Here is an 18768-nt window from a genome sequence, read left to right as displayed (position 1 = left end):
TAGCGGCCGCCGCCGCGGGACACCCTCAGCCCTTGTCGAGGAACTGCTCCCGCTCCTCGTCCAGCAGGCTCGCCAGCGCGCCGCGCAGCTCCGGGTACGCGGTCAGCTCGGGGTCCTCGGCCACGATCGCCGCGGCGGCGTCCCGGGCCTCGGCGATGACGTCCTCGTCGTCGATGACCGTGAGCATCCTGAGGCTGGAGCGGGCCCCGGACTGCGCCTGCCCCAGGACGTCGCCCTCGCGGCGCTGCTCCAGGTCGATACGGGAGAGCCGGAAGCCGTCCTGCGTGGCGGCGACCGCGTCCAGCCGGGTCCTGGCGGGCGTGCCCTCCGGCATCTCGGTGACCAGCAGGCAGAGCCCGGCGGCCGCGCCGCGGCCGACCCGGCCGCGCAACTGGTGCAACTGGGAGACCCCGAAGCGGTCGGCGTCCATGATGACCATGACGGTGGCGTTGGGGACGTTGACGCCGACCTCGATGACGGTCGTGGCGACCAGCACGTCCACCTCGCCGGCGGCGAACCGGCGCATCACGTCGTCCTTGGCGTCCGGCTGCATCCGCCCGTGCAGCACCTCGACCTTCAGCCCGGCCAGCGGCGCCCCGGGGGCGGCGGAGAGCTGCGCGGCGACGTCGAGGACCGCCAGCGGCGGCCGCCTCTCCGCCTCGTCCTCCGGCGACGGCGCCTCCTTCGCGCCCTTCCCGCCCTTCGCCCCCTTGCTGCTCTTGCCGCTCTTGCCGCCCGTGGGCTCCGCCTCCTCCGCGGAGTCGCCGATGCGCGGGCAGACGACGTACGCCTGGTGCCCGCCCTCGGCCTCCTCCCGCACCCGCTCCCAGGCGCGGGAGAGGAAGTGCGGCTTGTCGGCCGCCGGCACGACGTGGCTGGCGATCGGCGAGCGGCCGGCCGGGAGCTGGTCGAGCACGGAGGTCTCCAGGTCGCCGAAGACCGTCATGGCGACCGTGCGCGGGATGGGCGTGGCGGTCATGACCAGCAGGTGCGGCGTGCGCTTGTCGTCCCCGCGGTTGCCCTTCGCGCGCAGCGCGTCCCGCTGCTCGACGCCGAAGCGGTGCTGCTCGTCGACCACGACCAGGCCCAGGTCGTGGAACTGCACCTTGTCCTCGATCAGCGCGTGCGTCCCGACGACGATCCCGGCCTCGCCGGTGGCCAGGTCGAGCAGCGCCTTGCGGCGGGCCGCCGCGCCGGAGGAGCCGGTGAGCAGCTCGACCTTCGTACCGTGCTCGGCGCCGCCGAGGAGGCCGGCCTCGGCCAGCTCGCCCATCATCTCGGTGATCGAGCGGTGGTGCTGCTGCGCCAGCACCTCGGTCGGCGCGAGCATCGCGGCCTGCCCGCCCGCGTCCACCACGGCGAGCATCGCGCGCAGCGCCACCAGCGTCTTGCCCGAGCCCACCTCGCCCTGGAGCAGCCGGTGCATGGGGTGGTCGGTGGCCAGGTCGGCGAAGATGTCGGCGGAGACCCGCTGCTGGCCCTCGGTGAGGGTGAACGGCAGCCGGGCGTCGAAGTCCGCGAGCAGCCCCTCGGCGGGCGCCACCCGCGGCACCGCGGGCAACTGCCCGTCGGCGTGCCGCCGCCGGGCCAGGGCGACCTGGAGGACGAACGCCTCGTCCCACTTCAGCCGGTCCCGCGCCGCCCACAGGTCGGCCTTGGTCTTCGGCCGGTGCACCTTCAGCAGCGCCTCGCGCAGCGGTACGAGCCCGCGCTCGGTCCGCAGCGCCGCGGGCAGCGGGTCGGCGACGCCCTCCCAGCCGGTGGCCTCCAGCCCGTCCAGCACCGTGTCGACGGCCTGCTGGAGCTGCCAGGAGGCGAGCTGCCGGCACGCCGGGTAGAGCGGGAGGAGCTTGCCCGCCCACTCGTCGGCCTCGGCGTCGGCGCCCGTGCCGTCTTTGCCGGACAGCGGCTTGTAGTCGGGGTGGGCGAGCTGGCGCTTGCGGTTGAAGACGGTGACCTTGCCGGCGAAGAGGGCGCGCCGCCCGGGCAGCAGCTCCTTCTGCGGGTGGTACGCGCCCCGCCCGAAGAAGACGAGGGTGAGCCGGCCGCTGCCGTCGGTGATGACCACTTCGAGCCGGCGCCCCCGGCCCGTACCGAGCATGGCGGCCTTCTCCACCTGCGCGACGACCGTCACGTACTCGTCGGTCTCCAGGTCGGCCAGCCGCGTCAGCTCGCCGCGCTCGGCGTACCGCCGGGGGTAGTGGTGCAGCAGGTCTCCGACCGTGTGCAGATCCAGGTGCTCCGCCATGGCCTTGGCGGTCCGGTCGCCGACGGACGTCTTCAGGGGCTCTTCCAGCACGGACACGCGTCCATTGCACACCATCGAGCCGACAGAGCGTGGAAACCCCTGGTAACCCGGACCCGCGCGGTCCTACGATGGTCCGCCTCGAACTCCCCTTCGCGATCACCGAAGCCGATCGGGATCGCCCGACCCGCGCCGCCCCTTCCACCCCCCGCCGGCGCTCTCGTGATGACATCTGAGAACGCTGCGCCCGCCTCGTCCCACACCTTCCAGGTCGACCTGCGCGGCCTGGTGGACCTGCTCTCCCACCACCTCTACTCCAGTCCGCGGGTCTATCTGCGCGAACTGCTGCAGAACGCCGTCGACGCGGTCACCGCACGGCGCACGGCCGACCCCGGCGCGCCGGACCGCATCCGGCTGTACCCGGAGCCCGACGACGGCGACGGCGCCGGGCTCCGCGTCGAGGACAGCGGGGTGGGGCTCACCGAGGCGGAGGTGCACGAGCTGCTCGCCACCATCGGCCGCAGCTCCAAGCGCGCCGGGGGCCTGGAGTCCGTGCGGGCCGGGTTCCTGGGCCAGTTCGGCATCGGGCTGCTGGCCTGCTTCCTGGTCGCGGAGCGGATCCGGGTGGTCAGCAGGTCGGCGCGGGAGCCCGGGGCGCCGCCGGTGGAGTGGACGGCCGCCGACGACGGTTCGTACACGGTACGGACCCTCCCCCAGGCCGCCCGCCCCGAGCCCGGCACCACCGTGCACCTGACGCCGCGGCCCGGCTGCGCCGAGTGGTTCGAGCCGGCCCGCGTCGCCGACCTCGCCCGCGACTTCGGCTCGCTCCTGCCGTACGACGTGCGCGTCGGCGAGACGCCGGTCACCGAGCTGCCCGCGGTCTGGGACCGCCCGTACCCGAGCCCGGCCGCCCGCCGGGTGGCGCTCGCGGCCCACTGCCGGGACGTCTTCGGCTTCACCCCGCTCGACGCCGTCGAGCTGGACGTGCCGCTCGCGGGCGTGCGCGGGGTCGCGTACGTGCTGCCGTCCGCCGTCAGCCCCGCCCAGCGCGCCGGGCACCGCGTGCATCTGAAGGGCATGCTGCTGACCGCGCGCGCCGAAGGGCTGCTGCCCGACTGGGCGTTCTTCGTCCGCTGCGTCGTCGACACCGACAGCCTGCGCCCGACCGCCTCGCGGGAGGCGCTGTACGAGGACGAGACGCTGCTGGCCGTACGGGAGGCGCTGGGCGGCGCCGTACGCGACTGGCTGACCTCGCTGGCCACCGGCGACCCGGAGCGGCTCACGCAGTTCCTCTCCGTGCACCACCTGGGCGTGAAGTCGCTGGCCCGGCACGACGAGGAGATGCTGCGCACGATGCTGCCGTGGCTGCCGTTCGAGACCACCGACGGGCAGGTGTCGCTGGCGGAGTTCGCGCAGCGCCACCCGGTGGTGCACTTCACCCGCAGCGTGGAGGAGTTCCGGCAGGTGGCGCCGATCGCCTCCGCGCAGGGCATCGGCGTCGTCAACGGCGGCTACACCTACGACGCGGAGCTGGTCGAGTTGCTGCCGCGGGTACGCCCCGGGACCGCGGTCGCCGAGCTGGACCCGGACACCGTGACCGCCCACCTGGACGGCGTCGACGCGGCCGAGGAGCTGGCCCTGTCCGGCTTCCTCGGCGTCGCCCGCGCCCGCCTCGACCCGCTCGCCTGCGACGTCGTGCTCCGCGCCTTCCACCCGCTGACCGTGCCCGCGCTCCACCTCGACGACCGCGCCGCCCGGCACGAACGGGCCCGCGCGGACGAGGAGGAGCAGGCCGACGAGCTGTGGGCGGACATCCTCGGCAGCCTGCGCGGCGGCGCCCCGCGCGCCCGGCTCGTCCTCAACCACCGCAGCCCGCTGGTGCGCCGGATCAGCACGCTGGGCGCCCCCGAGCTGGTCGGCAGCGCGGTCGAGGCGCTGTACGGGCAGGCGCTGCTGATGGCGCAGCGCCCGCTGCGGCCCGCCGACTCGGCGCTGCTGAACCGGGCGTTCGCCGGCCTGCTGGAGTGGGCGACGCACCCGCCGGGGGCCGCGGACCCCGCGGCCGGCGCCCCCGGGACCGGCGAGGAGGACGGCCGATGAGCACGGACACCCCCGCCCCCTCCCCCGCCGGGCCGCCCGCCGACATCTTCGCCTTCCGCCAGGCGATGCACGGCAACGCGCAGGAGCCGGAGGGCCCCGGGCGCAACGCGGGCGCGGAGCGGCTGCTCGCCGAGGCGGAGCGGACCGGTCAGGCCGCGTTCGTCGTCGAGGGCCTGATCCACCTGCTGCAGACGTACAACTTCAGCTCCGAGCAGGACAAGATGTTCGTCCCCTTCGCACGGCTGCTGCGCATGTGGGACGAGCGTCCGGAGGACTTCGACGAGGAGGACACCCACCGGCTGTTCTGGATGTTCAAGTGGGTCTCCTCCGGGATGACCGACCAGCCGCACATCCCGCTGGCGGCGATGGAGAAGTGGCTCGCCGAGATGGAGCGCCGCTACCGCCTCGCGGGCCACAGCGAACGCGCCGTGCGGCAGGCCGAGTACCACATCGCCGAGCACGTCGGCGACGACGCGCGCGCCGCCCGCGCGTACGCCGCCTGGCGCGCCGCGGAGCGCGACGCCACGAGCGACTGCCACGCCTGCGAGCTGCGCGGCCAGGGCAGTTGGGAGGCGGGGCACGGGGACGACGCCGCCGCGCTGGAGCTGTGGGCGCCGGTGCTCGGGGGCGTGCACACCTGCGCGCACGAGCCGCACGCCACGCTCGCGGAGTCGCTCCTGCCGCTGCTGCGGCTGGGCCGCGTCGACGAGGCGCGGGCCAACCACCTGCGCGGGCACCGGATGGTGCGGCGGATGGAGAGCATGCGGTTCGCTTTCGCGCGGCACGTGGAGTTCTGCGCGCTGACGGGCAACGAGGCGCGGGGTCTTGAGCTGCTGGCGGAGCGGCCCGCGTATCTGGCGGACCGGGGCGAGCCGTCGAGCCTGATGGCGTACCTGGCGGTGACGGCGCTGCTGACGCGGCGGCTGGCGGACCTCGGCCTGGGCGCGGACCCGGTGGTGGGCCCGCCGGGGGCCGGGGGTGCCGGCCGGGAGTGGACGGTCGCGGAGCTGGGGGCCTACGCGGAGCGCGAGGCCCTGGCGCTCGCGGGCCGCTTCGACGCGCGCAACGGCACGGCGGCGGTGTCGGCGGGCGTACGCGAGCGGATGGCGCGGGAGCCGCTGGCGGAGCGGCTGCCGCTGGGGCTGCGCGTGGGCCGGCCGGTACGCCGGTCCGCGGCTCCCACGGCTCCCGCGGCCGGTGCCGCGGGGACGACCGCCGCGGGAGCCCCCGCGGCACGGCCCGGGGTGGCGGAGCTGCTGGCGACGGCCAGGGAGCTGACGGAGGCCCGCCGCCCCGACGCGGTACGGGCCTGGGCGGACGCGGCGCGCGCGGCGGCGGAGGCGGGCGCCGAGCTGCCCGTACGCGACCGCGCGGAGGCCGCCGCCCACCGCGCGATGCACCCGGACACGGCGGCCGGCGAGGTCGCGGCCCTCTTCGGGACTGCGGCCGGGCTCTTCGAGGCGGCGGACGAGCCGGGCCAGGCCGAGGTGGCGCGCGCCCGCGCGGCGTTCGCCCTCGCCCGCGAGGGCCGTACGGACGACGCCCTGGCGGCGGTCGCGGAGCCCTGCGCGCGGGCGCTGGCGCTGCACGCGGAGGGCCGCGCCACGGCGGCCGAGGCGGCGACGGCGCTGGTCTGCCGGGCCCGTATCCACACGATGCACGGCGACGGCGCTTCCGGCACAACAGACACCGCCGTGGCGGAAGGCTCCGCGGCCGAGGCGGTGGCCGCGGTAGCGGACTTCGCCGCGCCGTACGCGGACGATCCGCGCGTCGCAGGACGGATCGCCGAGGCGTACGAACTCCAGGCGGAACTCGCCGCCCGCCGCGGCGAGATGGAGCCCGCCGCGGCGCTGTACGAGCAGGCGGTCGACGGGTACGCCGCCGCGGGCGTGCCCTGGTACGCCGTACGGGCCCAGTCCGCGCTGGCCGGCATCGCGTCCCGGCTCGGCGACCGCGAGACCGCGGAGCGCGCCGTGCGCGGGGCGCTGGAGCACAGCGCCCTGCACGCCCGGCCCGCCGGGCAGGCGGGCCTCCACCTGCAACTGGCCGACATCCTCTGCAACACCGGCCGCGACGGCGAAGGCGCCGAGCATCTGCTCGAAGCCGCCCTCTGGGCCGACGAGGCCGGCGACTCCGCCGGCACCGGCGCCTGGGCCCGCCACCACCTCGGCGGCGCCCTGCTCCGCCTCGGCCGCGCGGCGGAGGCGGCGGCGGTGCTGGAGGACGCGCTCGCGGACCTGAGCGCGGACCGGCACGGCGAGGGCGCCGTGGTGCAGACGCGCTGGTGGCTGGGGGACGCCCTTCGGCGGCTCGGGGAGTACAAGCAGGCGGCGGAACAGTACGTGCTGGCCGCGGAGATCGCCGCAGCCTGGCCCCGCGAGGGCGCCCGCGACCACGCGATGCTGGCGACGCTGGCCGCGCAGTCGCTGAGCGCGGCGGACCTCGACACCCAGGCGGCCCGCGCGTACGAGCGCGCGGGCGCGCTCTGGCGGGACCTGGGCGACGTCCCGGCGCTGATCCGCACGCTCAGGTCCCGCGCCTGGCTGGCACTCCGGCCGGCGCAGGAGGGCGCGGCGACGGGCCGGGCGCTGATGGCGGAGGCGGAGCGGGAGCTGACGACGGCCCTGGCGACGACGGAGCCGGGCGCCCCGGAGGCGGCCGAGGCCGGCGGCGCCCCGGTCCGCGGAGGGCTCCGCGACGTCCTGCTCGCCGAACTCGCCGCCACGCACCGGCAGACCGGCGACCTGATCACCGCCGCCGTCGGCAGCACGCCGCACGACCCGGACGAGTCCGAGGCCGAGGCCGCCCGTACCGCGTACGAAGAGGGCCTGGCCCACGTCGTACGCGCCGTGGCCGGCTTCGCCGATCTCGGCCCCGACTGCCGCGACGAGTACACCGGAGCCCAACTGCTCGCCGCCTGGCTGGAGGCCGACCTCGGCCGCCCCGGGGCGGCGGCGCAGCGGGCCCGCGCGGTACTCGCCGCGTACGCGGACGGCGACACCGCCACCGAGACCGCGGAGTCCCGCCGCGACGAGGCCCAGGCGCTGCTGAACTACGCCGGGACCGAGGCCGCCGGGGACTGATCGCCGACGCACCCCACGCCGCACCGCCGCCACCCGGCGAGTGCGGCCGGCGAGGGCGCTCCGCACCGGAGCGCCCTCGCCGACCGCGTGGCGCAACTCCACCCCGCGGGCTGAGCCGCGCTCCCCGCTACTCCACCCCGATCAGCAGTGGTGCCGACTGGCTGCCGCCCTCGTACACCACCGTGTCCACCGCCAGGTGCCCGCTTCGTACGTGCGCCTCCAGGCGGGCGCCGAAGCCCGGGGGCAGGTCCGGGCCCAGTACCAGCGTGACCAGCTCGCCGCCGCCCGCCAGCATCCGGTCGAGCACCGCCTCCGCGGTCTCCGCGAGGTCGGTGCCGACCACCGCCACGTCGCCCTCCACCACCCCGAGCACGTCGCCCGGGCGGCAGATCCCCGCCGTCGTCCACGCGTCCTGCTCCGCGACCGCCAGCTCCGCGTGCCGCGTGGCACCCGCGGCGGCCGTCATCGAGACCACGTCCTCGTCGAACCGCCGCCCCGGGTCGTGCACCGCGAGCGCCGCCAGACCCTGGACCGCCGCGCGCGTGGGGATGAGGGCCGCGCGCACGCCGGACGCCCGCGCCTCCTCCACCGCCACGGCCGCCGTGTGCCGCAACTCCGCGTCGTTCGGCAGCAGTACGACCTCCCGCGCGCCCGTCCGCCGCATCGCCTCCGCCAGCTCCCCGCTCGCGGGCGGCTCCCCCTCCCGTACGGTCACCACGCCCGCGCCCGCCTCGGCGCACAGCGCCGCCAGTCCGTCGCCCGGCACGACGGCGACGACGGCCCGGCCCCCGGGCCCGCCGCCGGAGTCGCCGCGCGGGGGCGCGGCGGCGGCGTCGACCGGGAGGTGGGTGATCTGGATGCGGTACGGCCGGCCCGCCTCGACGCCCGCCTCGACGGCGGCACCGGCGTCGTCGACGTGCACGTGCACCCGCCACAGCCCGTCGCCGCCGACGACGACGAGGGAGTCGCCGAGCGCGTCGAGCCGCGGCCTGAGCCGGGTGACGGCGTCGTCGCCGGCCTCCAGCAGGTAGATCACCTCGTACGCCGGCCCGCCCCCGCCCGGCACCGGACAGGCAACGCCGCCGCCGTCGTGGCGGACGGCCGTCCTGCGGGCACCCGCCCCGCGGCCCGCCGGTCCTTCGAGCCCCAGCTCCGTGGGGCGCGCGGCGCCGCTCAGCGCGTCGGCGAGCGTGCCCAGCACCGCCACCAGGCCCAGCCCCCCGGCGTCCACGACGCCCGCCCGGCGCAGCACGTCCAACTGCCCGGTCGTCGCGGCCAGCGCTTCCCGGGCGCCGTCGTACGCGGCCCTCGCCACCCGCGCCGCGTCGCCCGCGCCGGACGCCTCGGCGGCTGCCGCGGCGGCGTCGGCGACCGTCAGCATCGTGCCCTCGACCGGGTGCTCCACCGCCGCCCGCGCCGCGTCCGCCCCCCGCCGCAGCGCGCCGGCCAGCAGCCCCACGGAACCCGGGCCGGAGCCGGAGCCGGTCCCGGTACCGCCCCCCGCACCGGAGCCCGCGTCCGCCGCCGCCACCGCGCCCGTCAGCCCCCGCAGCAGCTCCGCCAGGATCGTCCCCGAGTTGCCCCGCGCCCCGATCAGCGCCCCGTGCGCCATCGCCCGCAGCACGTCCGCCACCGCCGGCTCCACGCCGCCGCCGCTGCCCGCGACCTCCGCCGCGAACGCCCCGTACACCGCGTCCACCGCCTGCGCCGCCGACTCCACCGTCAGGTACAGGTTCGTCCCGGTGTCGCCGTCGGCGACCGGGAAGACGTTGACCGCGTCGATCTCCTCCCGGCCGCGGCCCAGCGCCTCCAGGGCCAGGGCGCACCAGGCCCGCACGGAAGAGGCGTCGAGCACCTGCACAACCCCCTCGGAACGGACGACGGCACGGCCGGGTACGGTGTAGCGGCAGCGTAGCCGCTGGACCGGTGATTTCCTCCGCCGGGAAGCGCCGTAGTATGCTGCACAGGTTGCCCGGTCCCGTACCGGGCCTTCCTCCCCCGGCACGGCCGACCTGCTCCTTCCCAGGAGAAGGGCGCGCTGCCGGGATCCGACCGTACGTGCATCAGAAGCTTGGAGTGACCCGTGGCTGCCAACTGCGACGTCTGTGGCAAGGGGCCGGGCTTCGGCAACAACATCTCCCACTCGCACCGCCGCACCCGCCGCCGCTGGAACCCCAACATCCAGCGGGTGCGCGCCGTGGTCGGGGGGACGCCGAAGCGCCTCAACGCCTGCACCTCGTGCATCAAGGCGGGCAAGGTCTCGCGCTGACGTAGCGCAGCCGCCCACGCACAGCGAGCCGGTCCACCGCAGGTGGGCCGGCTCTCTCGCGTCCGCGGGGCCCACCGGTCCGTACGGAAAAGGGAGTTGCGCCCGTACGGGGCACGCCCCGGCCCGTACCGGACGGCGTCCCCGAGGTCCTACGCCCCGCGCCACCGCCACCCGTGGTCCACAGGACCCGTCCCCTCCCCCAGCGGGAACCCCGCGGCTATCGCCCCCGTGACGTACTCCTTCGCCGCCGCCACCGCCTCCGGCACCGCCCGCCCCCGCGCCAGATACGCGGCGACGGCGCTCGCCAGCGTGCAGCCGGTGCCGTGGGTGTGCCGCACGGGGATCCGGGGCGCGCGCAGCCAGTGCTCCTCCGTGCCGTCCGTCAGCAGGTCCACGGCGCCCTCGTCCGCCGGCAGATGGCCGCCCTTGACCAGCGCCCAGCGCGGCCCGTACGCGAGCAGCGCCGCCGCCGCCCGCCGCATGTCCGGCTCGCCCGCCACCCGGATCCCGGTCAGCCACGCCACCTCGGCCAGGTTCGGGGTGACGACGGTCGCGACCGGCAGCAGCCGCGTCCGCACCGTGTCCAGCGCCTCGGCCGCCAGCAGCCGGTCGCCGTGGGTCGAGACCCCCACGGGGTCGACCACCACCGGCGCCGGCGTCCCCGCCAGCAGCTCCGCGACCGCCGCCACCGTCTCGGCACCCGCGAGCATGCCGGTCTTGACGGCCTGGACCCCGATGTCGTCGACGACGCTGCGGAACTGGCCGCGCACCGCGGCCACCGGCAGCGTCCAACTGTCCTGCACCCCGAGCGAGTTCTGCGCGGTCACGGCGGTGACGACGCTCATGCCGTGCACGCCGAGCGCGAGCATCGTCTTCAGGTCGGCCTGGATGCCCGCACCGCCGCCGGAGTCGGAGCCGGCGACGGTCAGCACCCGCGGCGGTGCGCTCGCGCCGCCCCGGGCGCCCTCCGCGCCCCCCGGCTCAGCCACCGAAGTGGTCCCAGCCGGCCGCGCCCCGCCACGGCTCGCCGTCCACCGTCACCTGCGCCACCGCCGACGGCGCCTGCACCTCGCCCACGACCCGCCACCGCGCGGGCAGCTTCACCTGCGGCGGGAACGTCGCCACGATCGCGTGGTCCTCGCCGCCCGTCAGCACCCACTGCAGCGGGTCCACGCCCACCGCCTTGCCGATGTCCGCCATCTGTCCGGGCACGTCGAGGGCCGCGGTGCGGACGTCGATACGGACCTTCCCCGCCTCCGCGACGTGACCGAGGTCGGCCAGCAGCCCGTCGCTGACGTCCGTCATCGAGGTGGCGCCGAGCGCGGCCGCCGCCGGGCCCGCCTGGTACGGCGGTTCGGGGCGGCGGTGGGCCTCGACGAAGGCGCGGGGCGAGCGGAAGCCGCGGGCCAGCACGGCGTGGCCGGCCGCGGACCAGCCGAGCCAGCCGGTCACCGCCACCACGTCGCCGGGGCGGGCGCCGGCGCGGGTGACCGGCTCGTGGCCCTGCATGTCGCCGAGCGCGGTGATCGCGAGGGTGATGGCGTCGCCCCGTACGACGTCGCCGCCGACGACGGCGGCGCCGGCGACCTGGCACTCGTCGCGCAGCCCGTCCATCAGCTCCGCGGGCCAGGTGACGAGCAGGTCGGCGGGGACGACGAGGCCGAGGAGCAGGGCGGTGGGGACGGCGCCCATGGCGGCGATGTCGGCGAGGTTCTGGGCGGCGGACTTGCGGCCCACGTCGTACGCCGTCGACCAGTCGCGGCGGAAGTGCCGGCCCTCGATGAGCACGTCCGTGCTGGCGACGACCCGGCGGTCGGGGGCGCTGATCACCGCGGCGTCGTCCCCGGGCCCGATCCGTACCGCGGGCGTCGTGGTCAGCCGGGAGGTCAGCTCCCGGATGAGCCCGAACTCGCCCAGCTCCCCCACGGTGCCCTGGCCCTGCCCGTGGCCCCTCATCGGATCGCTCCTTCCGTCAACCCGGCGCCCGCGGTCTCGCCCGTCACGGCCGGTCCCGACCCTCCCGCGCCGGCCGGACTACGCGATACGGTTGCGTCTCTTCCCCCATGATCCTCGAAGCCGCCCCTGGAGGTTCCGTGGTACAGGCTTACATCCTGATCCAGACCGAGGTCGGCAAGGCGTCGGCCGTCGCAGAAGTCATCGCCAAGATCCCCGGAGTGATCCAGGCCGAGGACGTGACCGGTCCTTACGACGTGATCGTGCGCGCACAGGCGGACACCGTCGACGAGCTGGGCCGGCTCGTGGTCGCCAGAATCCAGCAGGTGTCGGGGATCACCCGGACCCTGACCTGCCCGGTCGTCCATCTCTAGGCCCCCCGTATGCTCGGCCGGTGATGAGCACACCGTCCCGGCCGCCCCGCACCCCCCGGCGCCCCGGCGCCACGCACCGCAGCGCACGGAGCGAACGCCCCACCCTGCTCTTCCGCCCCACCCGGCCATACCGCTCCGCTCTCCGCCTGCCCGCCGCACTGCTGCTGCTCGCCGCCCCGCTCGCCTGTTCCGGTGGCGGCGGCGGCGCGCCGCAGGTGGCCGTGCCGACCCCGCAGGGGAAGGCCGTGGACCACTGCCGCGCGCTCGCCGACCGGCTGCCCGGCACCGTCGACGGCCAGAATCGCCGCGAGACCGATCCGGTCTCGGCGCTGACCGCCGGGTGGGGTGACCCGGCCGTCGAGCTGCGCTGCGGCGTGCCCAGGCCGGAGGTGCTCACGCCCGGGAGTGAACACTACAACCCCACCGCCGACGCGGTGAGTGTGAACGGCGTCGACTGGCTGTACGAGGAGCTGGACGACGGGGCCCGCTTCACCACCACGCAGCGCAGGGCGTTCGTGGAGGTCACCGTGCCGGGCGCGTACGCGCCCGAGGTGAACGCGCTGACGGACCTGGCGGAAGCGGTCGACAAGGCCGTGCCCGGCACGCTCTGACGCCCCCGCGGGCCCGGGACCGGTGACAGGCAACGGACCGCGGGCCGCAGGGGGCCGCTAGCGCAGCCCCGTCGAGCGGCGCAGCGCCGCCTGGATGAGCCGGTCGACCAGCTCCGGGTAACTCACGCCGGACTCCTGCCACATCCGCGGGTACATCGAGATGGGCGTGAAGCCGGGCATCGTGTTGATCTCGTTGATCACGAAGCCGCCGTCGCCGGTGCGGAAGAAGTCCGCCCGCACCAGCCCCTCGCAGGAGCACGCCTCGAACGCGGCGACCGCCAGCCGCTGCACCTCGGCGGTCTCCTCCGCGCTCAGCGGCGCCGGCACGATCCCGTCGGCGGAGTCGATGTACTTGGCCTCGAAGTCGTAGAAGTCGTGGCTGGTGGTCGGCGGGATCTCGGCGGGCACGCTGGCCCGCGGCCCGTCCTCGAACTCCAGCACGCCGCACTCGATCTCGCGCCCGTCGACCGCCGCCTCCACGATGATCTTCGGGTCGTGCCGGCGTGCCTCGGCGATCGCGTCCTCCAGCGCGGCGAGTTCGCCGACCTTCGTGATGCCGATGGACGAACCGGCCCGCGCCGGCTTCACGAACACCGGCCAGCCATGGTCGGCGGCGAAGTCCACGATCTTCTTGCGGGCCGCCGCGCCCTCCTGCCCGGGGGCGCCCTGGTCCCACTCGCGCGGCCGGATCACGACGTACGGGCCGACCGGCAGCCCGTACGAGACGAAGACCCGCTTCATGTACTCCTTGTCCATGCCGACCGCGGAGGCGAGCACCCCGGAGCCCACGTACGGCACGCCGGACAGGTCGAGCATCCCCTGCAGCGTGCCGTCCTCGCCGTACGGGCCGTGCAGCATCGGGAAGACGACGTCCACCTCGCCGAGCGCCTTGGGCACCTGCCCCGGTTCGGCGTAGACGACCTCGCGGCTGCCGGGGTCGGCGGAGAGCACGACGGCGCCGTCCTCGGCCTCCTCGTCGACCAGTTCCTCCACGCGCGGCACCTGGCGGTCGGCGATGGCCATCCGCGCGGGGTCGTCCGCGGTGAGGGCCCAGCGGCCGTCAGCGGTGATGCCGATGGGCAGTACCTCGTACTTGTTCCGGTCGATGGCGGCCATGACGGCGCCCGCGGTGACGACGGAGATGCCGTGCTCGGAGCTGCGCCCGCCGAAAACGACGGCGACGCGCGGCTTGCGGCCCTGGCTTTCGTAGGAGTGCTCGCTGCTCATCGCTCGCACATTACCCGCTGCGTCGGGCAACGTCAGTGTCCCTCCGCCTTGGCGCTGCGCGACATCAGCTCCTTCAGCGCCACGAGCGGCGGCTTCCCGTCGTGCACGATGCTCACCACGGTCTCCGTGATGGGCATGTCGACGGCGTGTCTGCGGGCCAGATCGAGCACCGACTCACAGGACTTGACGCCCTCGGCGGTCTGCTTGGTGGCGGCGATGGTCTCGGCGAGGGTCATGCCGCGGCCGAGGTTGGTGCCGAAGGTGTGGTTGCGGGAGAGCGGCGAGGAGCAGGTGGCGACCAAGTCGCCCATGCCGGCGAGGCCCGCGAAGGTGCGCGGGTCGGCGCCGAGCACGCTGCCCAGGCGGGCGGTCTCGGCGAGGCCGCGAGTGATGAGCGACGCCTTGGCGTTGTCGCCGAGGCCCATGCCGTCGGCGATGCCGACGGCCAGCCCGATGACGTTCTTGACGGCGCCGCCGAGTTCGCAGCCGACGACGTCGGTGTTGGTGTACGGGCGGAAGTACGGGGTGTGGCAGGCGGTCTGCAGCCGGCGGGCCACCTCCTCGTCGGCGCAGGCGACGACGGCGGCGGCGGGCTGCCGGGCGGCGATCTCGCGGGCGAGGTTGGGTCCCGTGAGCACGGCGACCCGGCCGCGTACGCCGTCGGGACCGCCCGCGGGGCCCGCGCCGGCGCCCTCCTTGGCGACGACCTCCTCGATGACCTCGCTCATGCGCTTGGCCGTGCCCAGTTCGACGCCCTTCATCAGGCTGACGAGCACGGTGCCGGGGTCGAGCAGCGGCGCCCAGTGCTCCAGGTTGCCCCGCAGGGTCTGCGACGGCACGGCGAGCACGGTGAACTCGGCGCCCCTGGCGGCCTCGGCGGGGTCCGCGGTCGCGGTGACCGCGTCGGGGAGGCGCACGCCCGGGAGGTAGTCGGCGTTCTCGCGGGTGGCGTTGAGGGTGTCGACGAGCGCGGCTCTGCGGCCCCACATCGTCACCCGGCAGCCGGCGTCGGCCAGCACCATCGAGAAGGCCGTGCCCCACGACCCGGTGCCGAAGACGGCGCAGCGCGTCACGAGTTCTCCTCACGGTCCGCGGAGCGGCGGCGCTGTTCGGCGCGGACGGTCTTCGGATCGAAGCGCTCCGCGGGCGCCTGCTCGCCGCGCAGCTCCTCCAGCAGGCGGGTGACGGCGTCCATGATGACCTCGGTGACCTCCGCGAGCACCTGCGGGGTGGGCTCCTTGCCGTAGAACTCCGAGAGGTCCACCGGCGGCCCGGCGAGCAGGTGGAAGGTCTTGCGCGGGAAGGGCCGGGGCTTGCCGTACGGCGGCAGCAGCTCGTTGGCGCCCCAGTGGGCGACGGGGATGACGGGCGCCCTGGTGACGAGCGCGACCCGGGCGGCGCCGGTCTTGCCCTTCATCGGCCACAGGGCGGGGTCGCGGGTGAGCGTCCCCTCGGGGTAGAACGCGACGCACTCGCCGTCCTCGACGGCTTTGACCGCGGCCCGGAATGCGTTGGAGGCGTCGGTCGACTCGCGGTAGACGGGAATCTGCCCGGTACCGCGCATCACGGTGCCGACGACGCCCTTCTTGAAGAGTCCGTCCTTCGCCAGGAACCGCGGCACGCGGCCGGTGTTGTACTGGAAGTGGGCATAGAAGAACGGGTCCAGATACGAGTTGTGGTTGACAGCGGTGATGAATCCGCCGTCGGCCGGTATGTGCTCCGCGCCACGCCAGTCCCGCTTGACGAGCAGCCGCAGCGGGGGCTTGCAGATGGCCGCGACCAGCCGGTACCAGAAGCCGATCCTCCGCCGTGACACGGTCCTTTTCACCTTCCCGGATTTTCCTCGGTGCGCGTTTCGTGGCCGAAACAGTCTCGCCCCGGGTCTCACGCCTGTCGAGAACACCGTACGCCCATGCGACCGGGCCGCCCCGCCGCGCGCGGCACGGGCAGGTGACAATGGGGCGTAACGACGATGACGAAACGCACGGCACCAGCGCAGACGGAACTCCCCGGCCGACCGGACCGGCGGCTGTGGCATGTCGTCGTACCGCTGAAGCCGCTGGCGCTGGCGAAGTCCCGGCTGGGCCCGGCGGCGGGCGAGCCGGGACGGGGCCGGCTGGCGCTGGCGTTCGCGCTCGACACGGTGGGCGCGGCGCTCGACTGCCCGGCGGTGGACTCCGTCACGGTCGTCACCGACGACGCCGAGGCGGCGGGGCAACTGGCGGCGGCGGGGGCGCGGGTCGTACCGGACGCCCCGCGGGCGGGCCTGAACGCCGCGCTCGCGCACGGGGAGCAGTGCGTACGGGCGGCGGAGCCCGGCGCCGCCGTCGCGGCGCTGAACGCGGATCTGCCGGCGCTGCGCCCCGCGGAGCTGGCCCGGGTGCTCGCGGCGGCGGGCGGCGGCCGGGCGTTCCTGGCCGACGCCCCGGGGGTGGGCACGACGCTGCTGGCGGCGGACGCGGGAGCGGCGCTGGCGCCGGGGTTCGGGGTCGCGTCGCGGGCCCGGCACCTGGCGTCGGGGGCGCGGGAGATCGGGCTGCGCGGGGTGGACTCCGTGCGGCAGGACGTCGATACGGGCGCCGACCTGCGGGCGGCGCTGGCGCTGGGGGTGGGGCCGCACACGGCGGCGGCGCTGGACCGCCTGGCGGTGTGCGGGCGGAGGGCCGGCGGCCGGGACGGCGAGGCGGCCCGGTGCCCGTTCCCGGGGCACGCCCCGGGTACGCGGGCGGCGTCCGACGGCGTGTGCGGCTGAGCTCCGGCCGGTAACCTGCCGCGCATGCAGGCCACAGCGTTCACGTACGACCCGCAGACCCGCAGCGGCAGCGTGCTCCTCGACGACGGCACGCCGCTGCCCTTCGACGGCGCCGCGTTCGCGGCGGGCGGCCTGCGGCTGCTCAGGCCGGGGCAGCGGGTGCGGATCGAGACCGAGGGCGCGGGCGAGGAGCGCAGGATCGTCCTGGTGACGCTGCAGACCTTCTGAGGCGGCGGACCGGGCTGCGGGACAGGGCCGCGAAACGGGCCGTGGAACGGCTCGGGGACCCGGTTCGGACCGGGGCAGGGGCCGGGGCCCGGGCTCCGGCCCGTACGGCGGCGCGCGGCCGGGCCAGGACATGCCGCGGGCCGGTCTCCCCGAGGGGAGCCGGCCCCGCTTGCGGACCCTGCGCCGGGTCCGTCATCGCTTCCTGGCAGTGGTCTTCTTCGCGGTGGTCCGCCGGCCGGCGGCCTTGCGGGCCGGCGCCTTCTTGGCGGTCGCCTTCTTCGCCGGGGCCTTCTTGGCCGACTTCTTGGCGGCCGTCTTCTTGGCGGAGGCCTTCTTCGCCGACGACTTCTTGGCCGTCGTCTTCTTCGCCGAAGACTTCTTGGCGGTGGTCCTCTTCGCCGGCGCCTTCTTGGCCGCGGTCTTCTTGGCCGTGGTCTTCTTCGCCGTGGCCTTCTTGGCGGTGGCCTTCTTGGCCGCCTTCTTGGCGGCGGCCTTGGCGGTGGTCTTGGTGCCGCCGGACAGGCTGCCCTTCGGGGCCTTCTTCACGGCCGTGTCGTTCTTCGGCAGCCGCTTGGTGCCCGAGACGAGGTCCTTGAAGCCCTGGCCCGCGCGGAACCGCGGCACGGAGGTCTTCTTGACCCGGACGCGCTCGCCGGTCTGCGGGTTGCGGGCGTAGCGCGCCGGACGCTCCACCTTCTCGAAAGAGCCGAAGCCCGTGACCGATACGCGCTCGCCGGAGACGACCGCACGAATGATCGCGTCGAGGACGGCGTCCACGGCGTCGGCGGCCTGCTGGCGGCCACCCATCTTGTCGGTAATAGCTTCAACGAGCTGGGCCTTGTTCACGTCTTCCCCTTCTGAGGCATTGATTGCCGGAACGAAATGTTCAAGCTTTTTCGCACGTTAGGCAGATATATACCGCAAATCAAAGGCAAAACGTCTCTCATCACCCTTGTGTCGCAACGGACTACCGCTACGAGCGCGCGTCCAGCTCCCGCCGCAGCCGCTCCAGCCGCCTTGCGGCTCCGGCGAGATCGTGCTTCGCGGCACCCGTGATGGCGAGCAGGCGCCTTGTCAGCTCTGCCCGTTCGGCGTCCGTCGCGGCCACCTCGCGCACCTGGCGGTGGGCCTCCTTCAGCCCGGCTGCGACGGCCTCGTAGAGCGCGAGTTGGCCGTCGGAATCCATGCGCCGATTGTGTCATCTGCGGTGAGTTGTCGCCCGTCGGCATGCCAACGCACCGGCGCGCAAAGCCCCGCGCCCGCCACCGGTCGGTGGCGGGCGCGGGGCCTCGGCTGGGGCGGAAACCGCCGGTCAGCCCTGTACGGTCTGCGGCTTGAACGCCGGCCGGGCCGCCTCGAAAGCGGCGATGTCGGCTTCGTACCGAAGGGTGATGCTGATGTCGTCGAGACCGTTCAGCAGCCGCCAGCGCGCGTTCTCGTCCAGCTCGAACGAGGCGGCGAACGCGGGCTCCCCCGCCGTACCGCCGGCGCGCACCTCCAGGGCCTGGAGGTCGACCGTCACCTCGGTCCGCGGGTCGGCCTCGGCCAGCTCCCACAGCCGCTCGACGTCCGCCTGCGGCAGCACGACGGTCAGCAGGCCGTTCTTGAGCGAGTTGCCGCGGAAGATGTCGGCGAAGCGGGACGAGACGACGGCCTTGAAGCCGTAGTTCTGCAGCGCCCACACGGCGTGTTCGCGGGACGATCCGGTGCCGAAGTCCGGGCCGGCCAGCAGGACGCTGCCGCCCCGGTACGCCGCGTCGTTCAGCACGAACTCCGGGTCCTTGCGCCACGCCTCGAAGAGGCCGTCCTCGAAGCCGTCCCGGGTGACCTTCTTCAGCCAGTGGGCCGGGATGATCTGGTCGGTGTCGACGTTGCTGCGGCGCAGCGGCACGGCGCGCCCGGTGTGGGTGGTGAAGGCTTCCATCG

Annotated in this window: 17 protein-coding genes; 7 read left to right on the top strand and 10 right to left on the bottom strand. The window is 75.3% G+C overall.

Annotation, left to right across the window (positions count from 1 at the left end; all coding sequences use genetic code 11):
* Nucleotides 1–25: 25 nt before the first annotated feature.
* Entirely contained in the window at nucleotides 26–2305 is a 2280-nt protein-coding gene (gene recG / locus OG946_RS28085) for an ATP-dependent DNA helicase RecG (RefSeq protein ID WP_326798766.1), read from the bottom strand.
* Nucleotides 2306–2470: 165 nt separating this feature from the next.
* Between recG and OG946_RS28080 the strand changes: the two genes are divergently transcribed.
* Together OG946_RS28080 and OG946_RS28075 are read left to right on the top strand one after the other, a co-directional pair.
* Nucleotides 2471–4345: an HSP90 family protein gene (locus tag OG946_RS28080; protein WP_326798765.1), complete on the top strand. Its 1875-nt coding sequence runs from the start codon at nucleotides 2471–2473 to the stop codon at nucleotides 4343–4345.
* Nucleotides 4342–7428: a tetratricopeptide repeat protein gene (locus OG946_RS28075; protein ID WP_326798764.1), complete on the top strand. Its 3087-nt coding sequence runs from the start codon at nucleotides 4342–4344 to the stop codon at nucleotides 7426–7428. The genes OG946_RS28080 and OG946_RS28075 overlap by 4 nt, the downstream gene beginning before the upstream one ends.
* A 127-nt stretch (nucleotides 7429–7555) precedes the next feature.
* Here OG946_RS28075 and OG946_RS28070 read toward each other — a convergent pair whose 3' ends face one another.
* Nucleotides 7556–9289, bottom strand: coding sequence for a DAK2 domain-containing protein (locus OG946_RS28070; RefSeq protein ID WP_326798763.1), 1734 nt, complete (start codon nucleotides 9287–9289; stop codon nucleotides 7556–7558).
* A 222-nt stretch (nucleotides 9290–9511) separates the two neighbouring features.
* On the opposite strand from OG946_RS28070, the gene rpmB reads away from it, so the two are divergent.
* Complete coding sequence (gene rpmB, locus OG946_RS28065) at nucleotides 9512–9697, top strand: 50S ribosomal protein L28 (protein WP_018839653.1); 186 nt, start codon at nucleotides 9512–9514, stop codon at nucleotides 9695–9697.
* A 149-nt stretch (nucleotides 9698–9846) separates the two neighbouring features.
* Here rpmB and thiD read toward each other — a convergent pair whose 3' ends face one another.
* Together thiD and OG946_RS28055 are read right to left on the bottom strand one after the other, a co-directional pair.
* Nucleotides 9847–10686: a bifunctional hydroxymethylpyrimidine kinase/phosphomethylpyrimidine kinase gene (thiD, locus tag OG946_RS28060; protein ID WP_326798762.1), complete on the bottom strand. Its 840-nt coding sequence runs from the start codon at nucleotides 10684–10686 to the stop codon at nucleotides 9847–9849.
* Entirely contained in the window at nucleotides 10679–11653 is a 975-nt protein-coding gene (locus OG946_RS28055; protein WP_125937365.1) for a thiamine-phosphate kinase, read from the bottom strand. The genes thiD and OG946_RS28055 overlap by 8 nt, the downstream gene beginning before the upstream one ends.
* 137 nt (nucleotides 11654–11790) lie before the next feature.
* Here OG946_RS28055 and OG946_RS28050 point away from each other — a divergent pair, with 137 nt between their 5' ends.
* Both OG946_RS28050 and OG946_RS28045 read left to right on the top strand, forming a co-directional pair.
* Complete coding sequence (locus tag OG946_RS28050; protein ID WP_326798761.1) at nucleotides 11791–12024, top strand: Lrp/AsnC family transcriptional regulator; 234 nt, start codon at nucleotides 11791–11793, stop codon at nucleotides 12022–12024.
* Nucleotides 12025–12047: 23 nt separating this feature from the next.
* A complete protein-coding gene (locus OG946_RS28045; RefSeq protein ID WP_326798760.1) occupies nucleotides 12048–12635 on the top strand; it encodes a DUF3515 domain-containing protein in 588 nt (195 codons plus the stop codon).
* 57 nt (nucleotides 12636–12692) lie between these two features.
* Here the strand turns inward: OG946_RS28045 and OG946_RS28040 are convergent, their stop codons facing one another.
* Genes OG946_RS28040 through OG946_RS28030 form a run of 3 tightly spaced genes read right to left on the bottom strand, consistent with a single transcriptional unit; the run spans nucleotide 12693 to nucleotide 15678 of the window.
* Nucleotides 12693–13862, bottom strand: coding sequence for a D-alanine--D-alanine ligase family protein (locus OG946_RS28040; RefSeq protein WP_326798759.1), 1170 nt, complete (start codon nucleotides 13860–13862; stop codon nucleotides 12693–12695).
* Between the two features lie 32 nt (nucleotides 13863–13894).
* A complete protein-coding gene (locus OG946_RS28035) occupies nucleotides 13895–14935 on the bottom strand; it encodes an NAD(P)H-dependent glycerol-3-phosphate dehydrogenase (protein ID WP_326798758.1) in 1041 nt (346 codons plus the stop codon).
* Complete coding sequence (locus OG946_RS28030) at nucleotides 14932–15678, bottom strand: lysophospholipid acyltransferase family protein (RefSeq protein ID WP_326798757.1); 747 nt, start codon at nucleotides 15676–15678, stop codon at nucleotides 14932–14934. The genes OG946_RS28035 and OG946_RS28030 overlap by 4 nt, the downstream gene beginning before the upstream one ends.
* Nucleotides 15679–15834: 156 nt before the next feature.
* Between OG946_RS28030 and cofC the strand changes: the two genes are divergently transcribed.
* Entirely contained in the window at nucleotides 15835–16614 is a 780-nt protein-coding gene (cofC, locus tag OG946_RS28025; RefSeq protein WP_326798756.1) for a 2-phospho-L-lactate guanylyltransferase, read from the top strand.
* A gap of 24 nt (nucleotides 16615–16638) precedes the next feature.
* Nucleotides 16639–16842 carry a hypothetical protein gene (locus tag OG946_RS28020; RefSeq protein ID WP_125937360.1) on the top strand — a complete coding sequence of 68 codons (204 nt, stop codon included), beginning with the start codon at nucleotides 16639–16641 and terminating at the stop codon, nucleotides 16840–16842.
* A 192-nt stretch (nucleotides 16843–17034) separates the two neighbouring features.
* Here the strand turns inward: OG946_RS28020 and OG946_RS28015 are convergent, their stop codons facing one another.
* From OG946_RS28015 to leuD, 3 genes are all read right to left on the bottom strand, one after another.
* Nucleotides 17035–17688, bottom strand: coding sequence for an HU family DNA-binding protein (locus OG946_RS28015; RefSeq protein WP_326798755.1), 654 nt, complete (start codon nucleotides 17686–17688; stop codon nucleotides 17035–17037).
* Between the two features lie 127 nt (nucleotides 17689–17815).
* On the bottom strand, nucleotides 17816–18028 hold the full coding sequence (locus OG946_RS28010; RefSeq protein WP_326798754.1) for a hypothetical protein: 213 nt from the start codon (nucleotides 18026–18028) through the stop codon (nucleotides 17816–17818).
* A gap of 126 nt (nucleotides 18029–18154) precedes the next feature.
* Nucleotides 18155–18766, bottom strand: a complete 612-nt coding sequence (gene leuD / locus OG946_RS28005) for a 3-isopropylmalate dehydratase small subunit (RefSeq protein ID WP_326798753.1) — start codon at nucleotides 18764–18766, stop codon at nucleotides 18155–18157.
* Between the last annotated feature and the right edge of the window lie 2 nt (nucleotides 18767–18768).

Origin of the sequence: Streptomyces sp. NBC_01808 (assembly GCF_035917395.1) — a bacterium.
Classification (GTDB): Bacteria; Actinomycetota; Actinomycetes; order Streptomycetales; family Streptomycetaceae; genus Streptomyces.
This window is presented reverse-complemented; position numbering and strand designations above follow the sequence as displayed.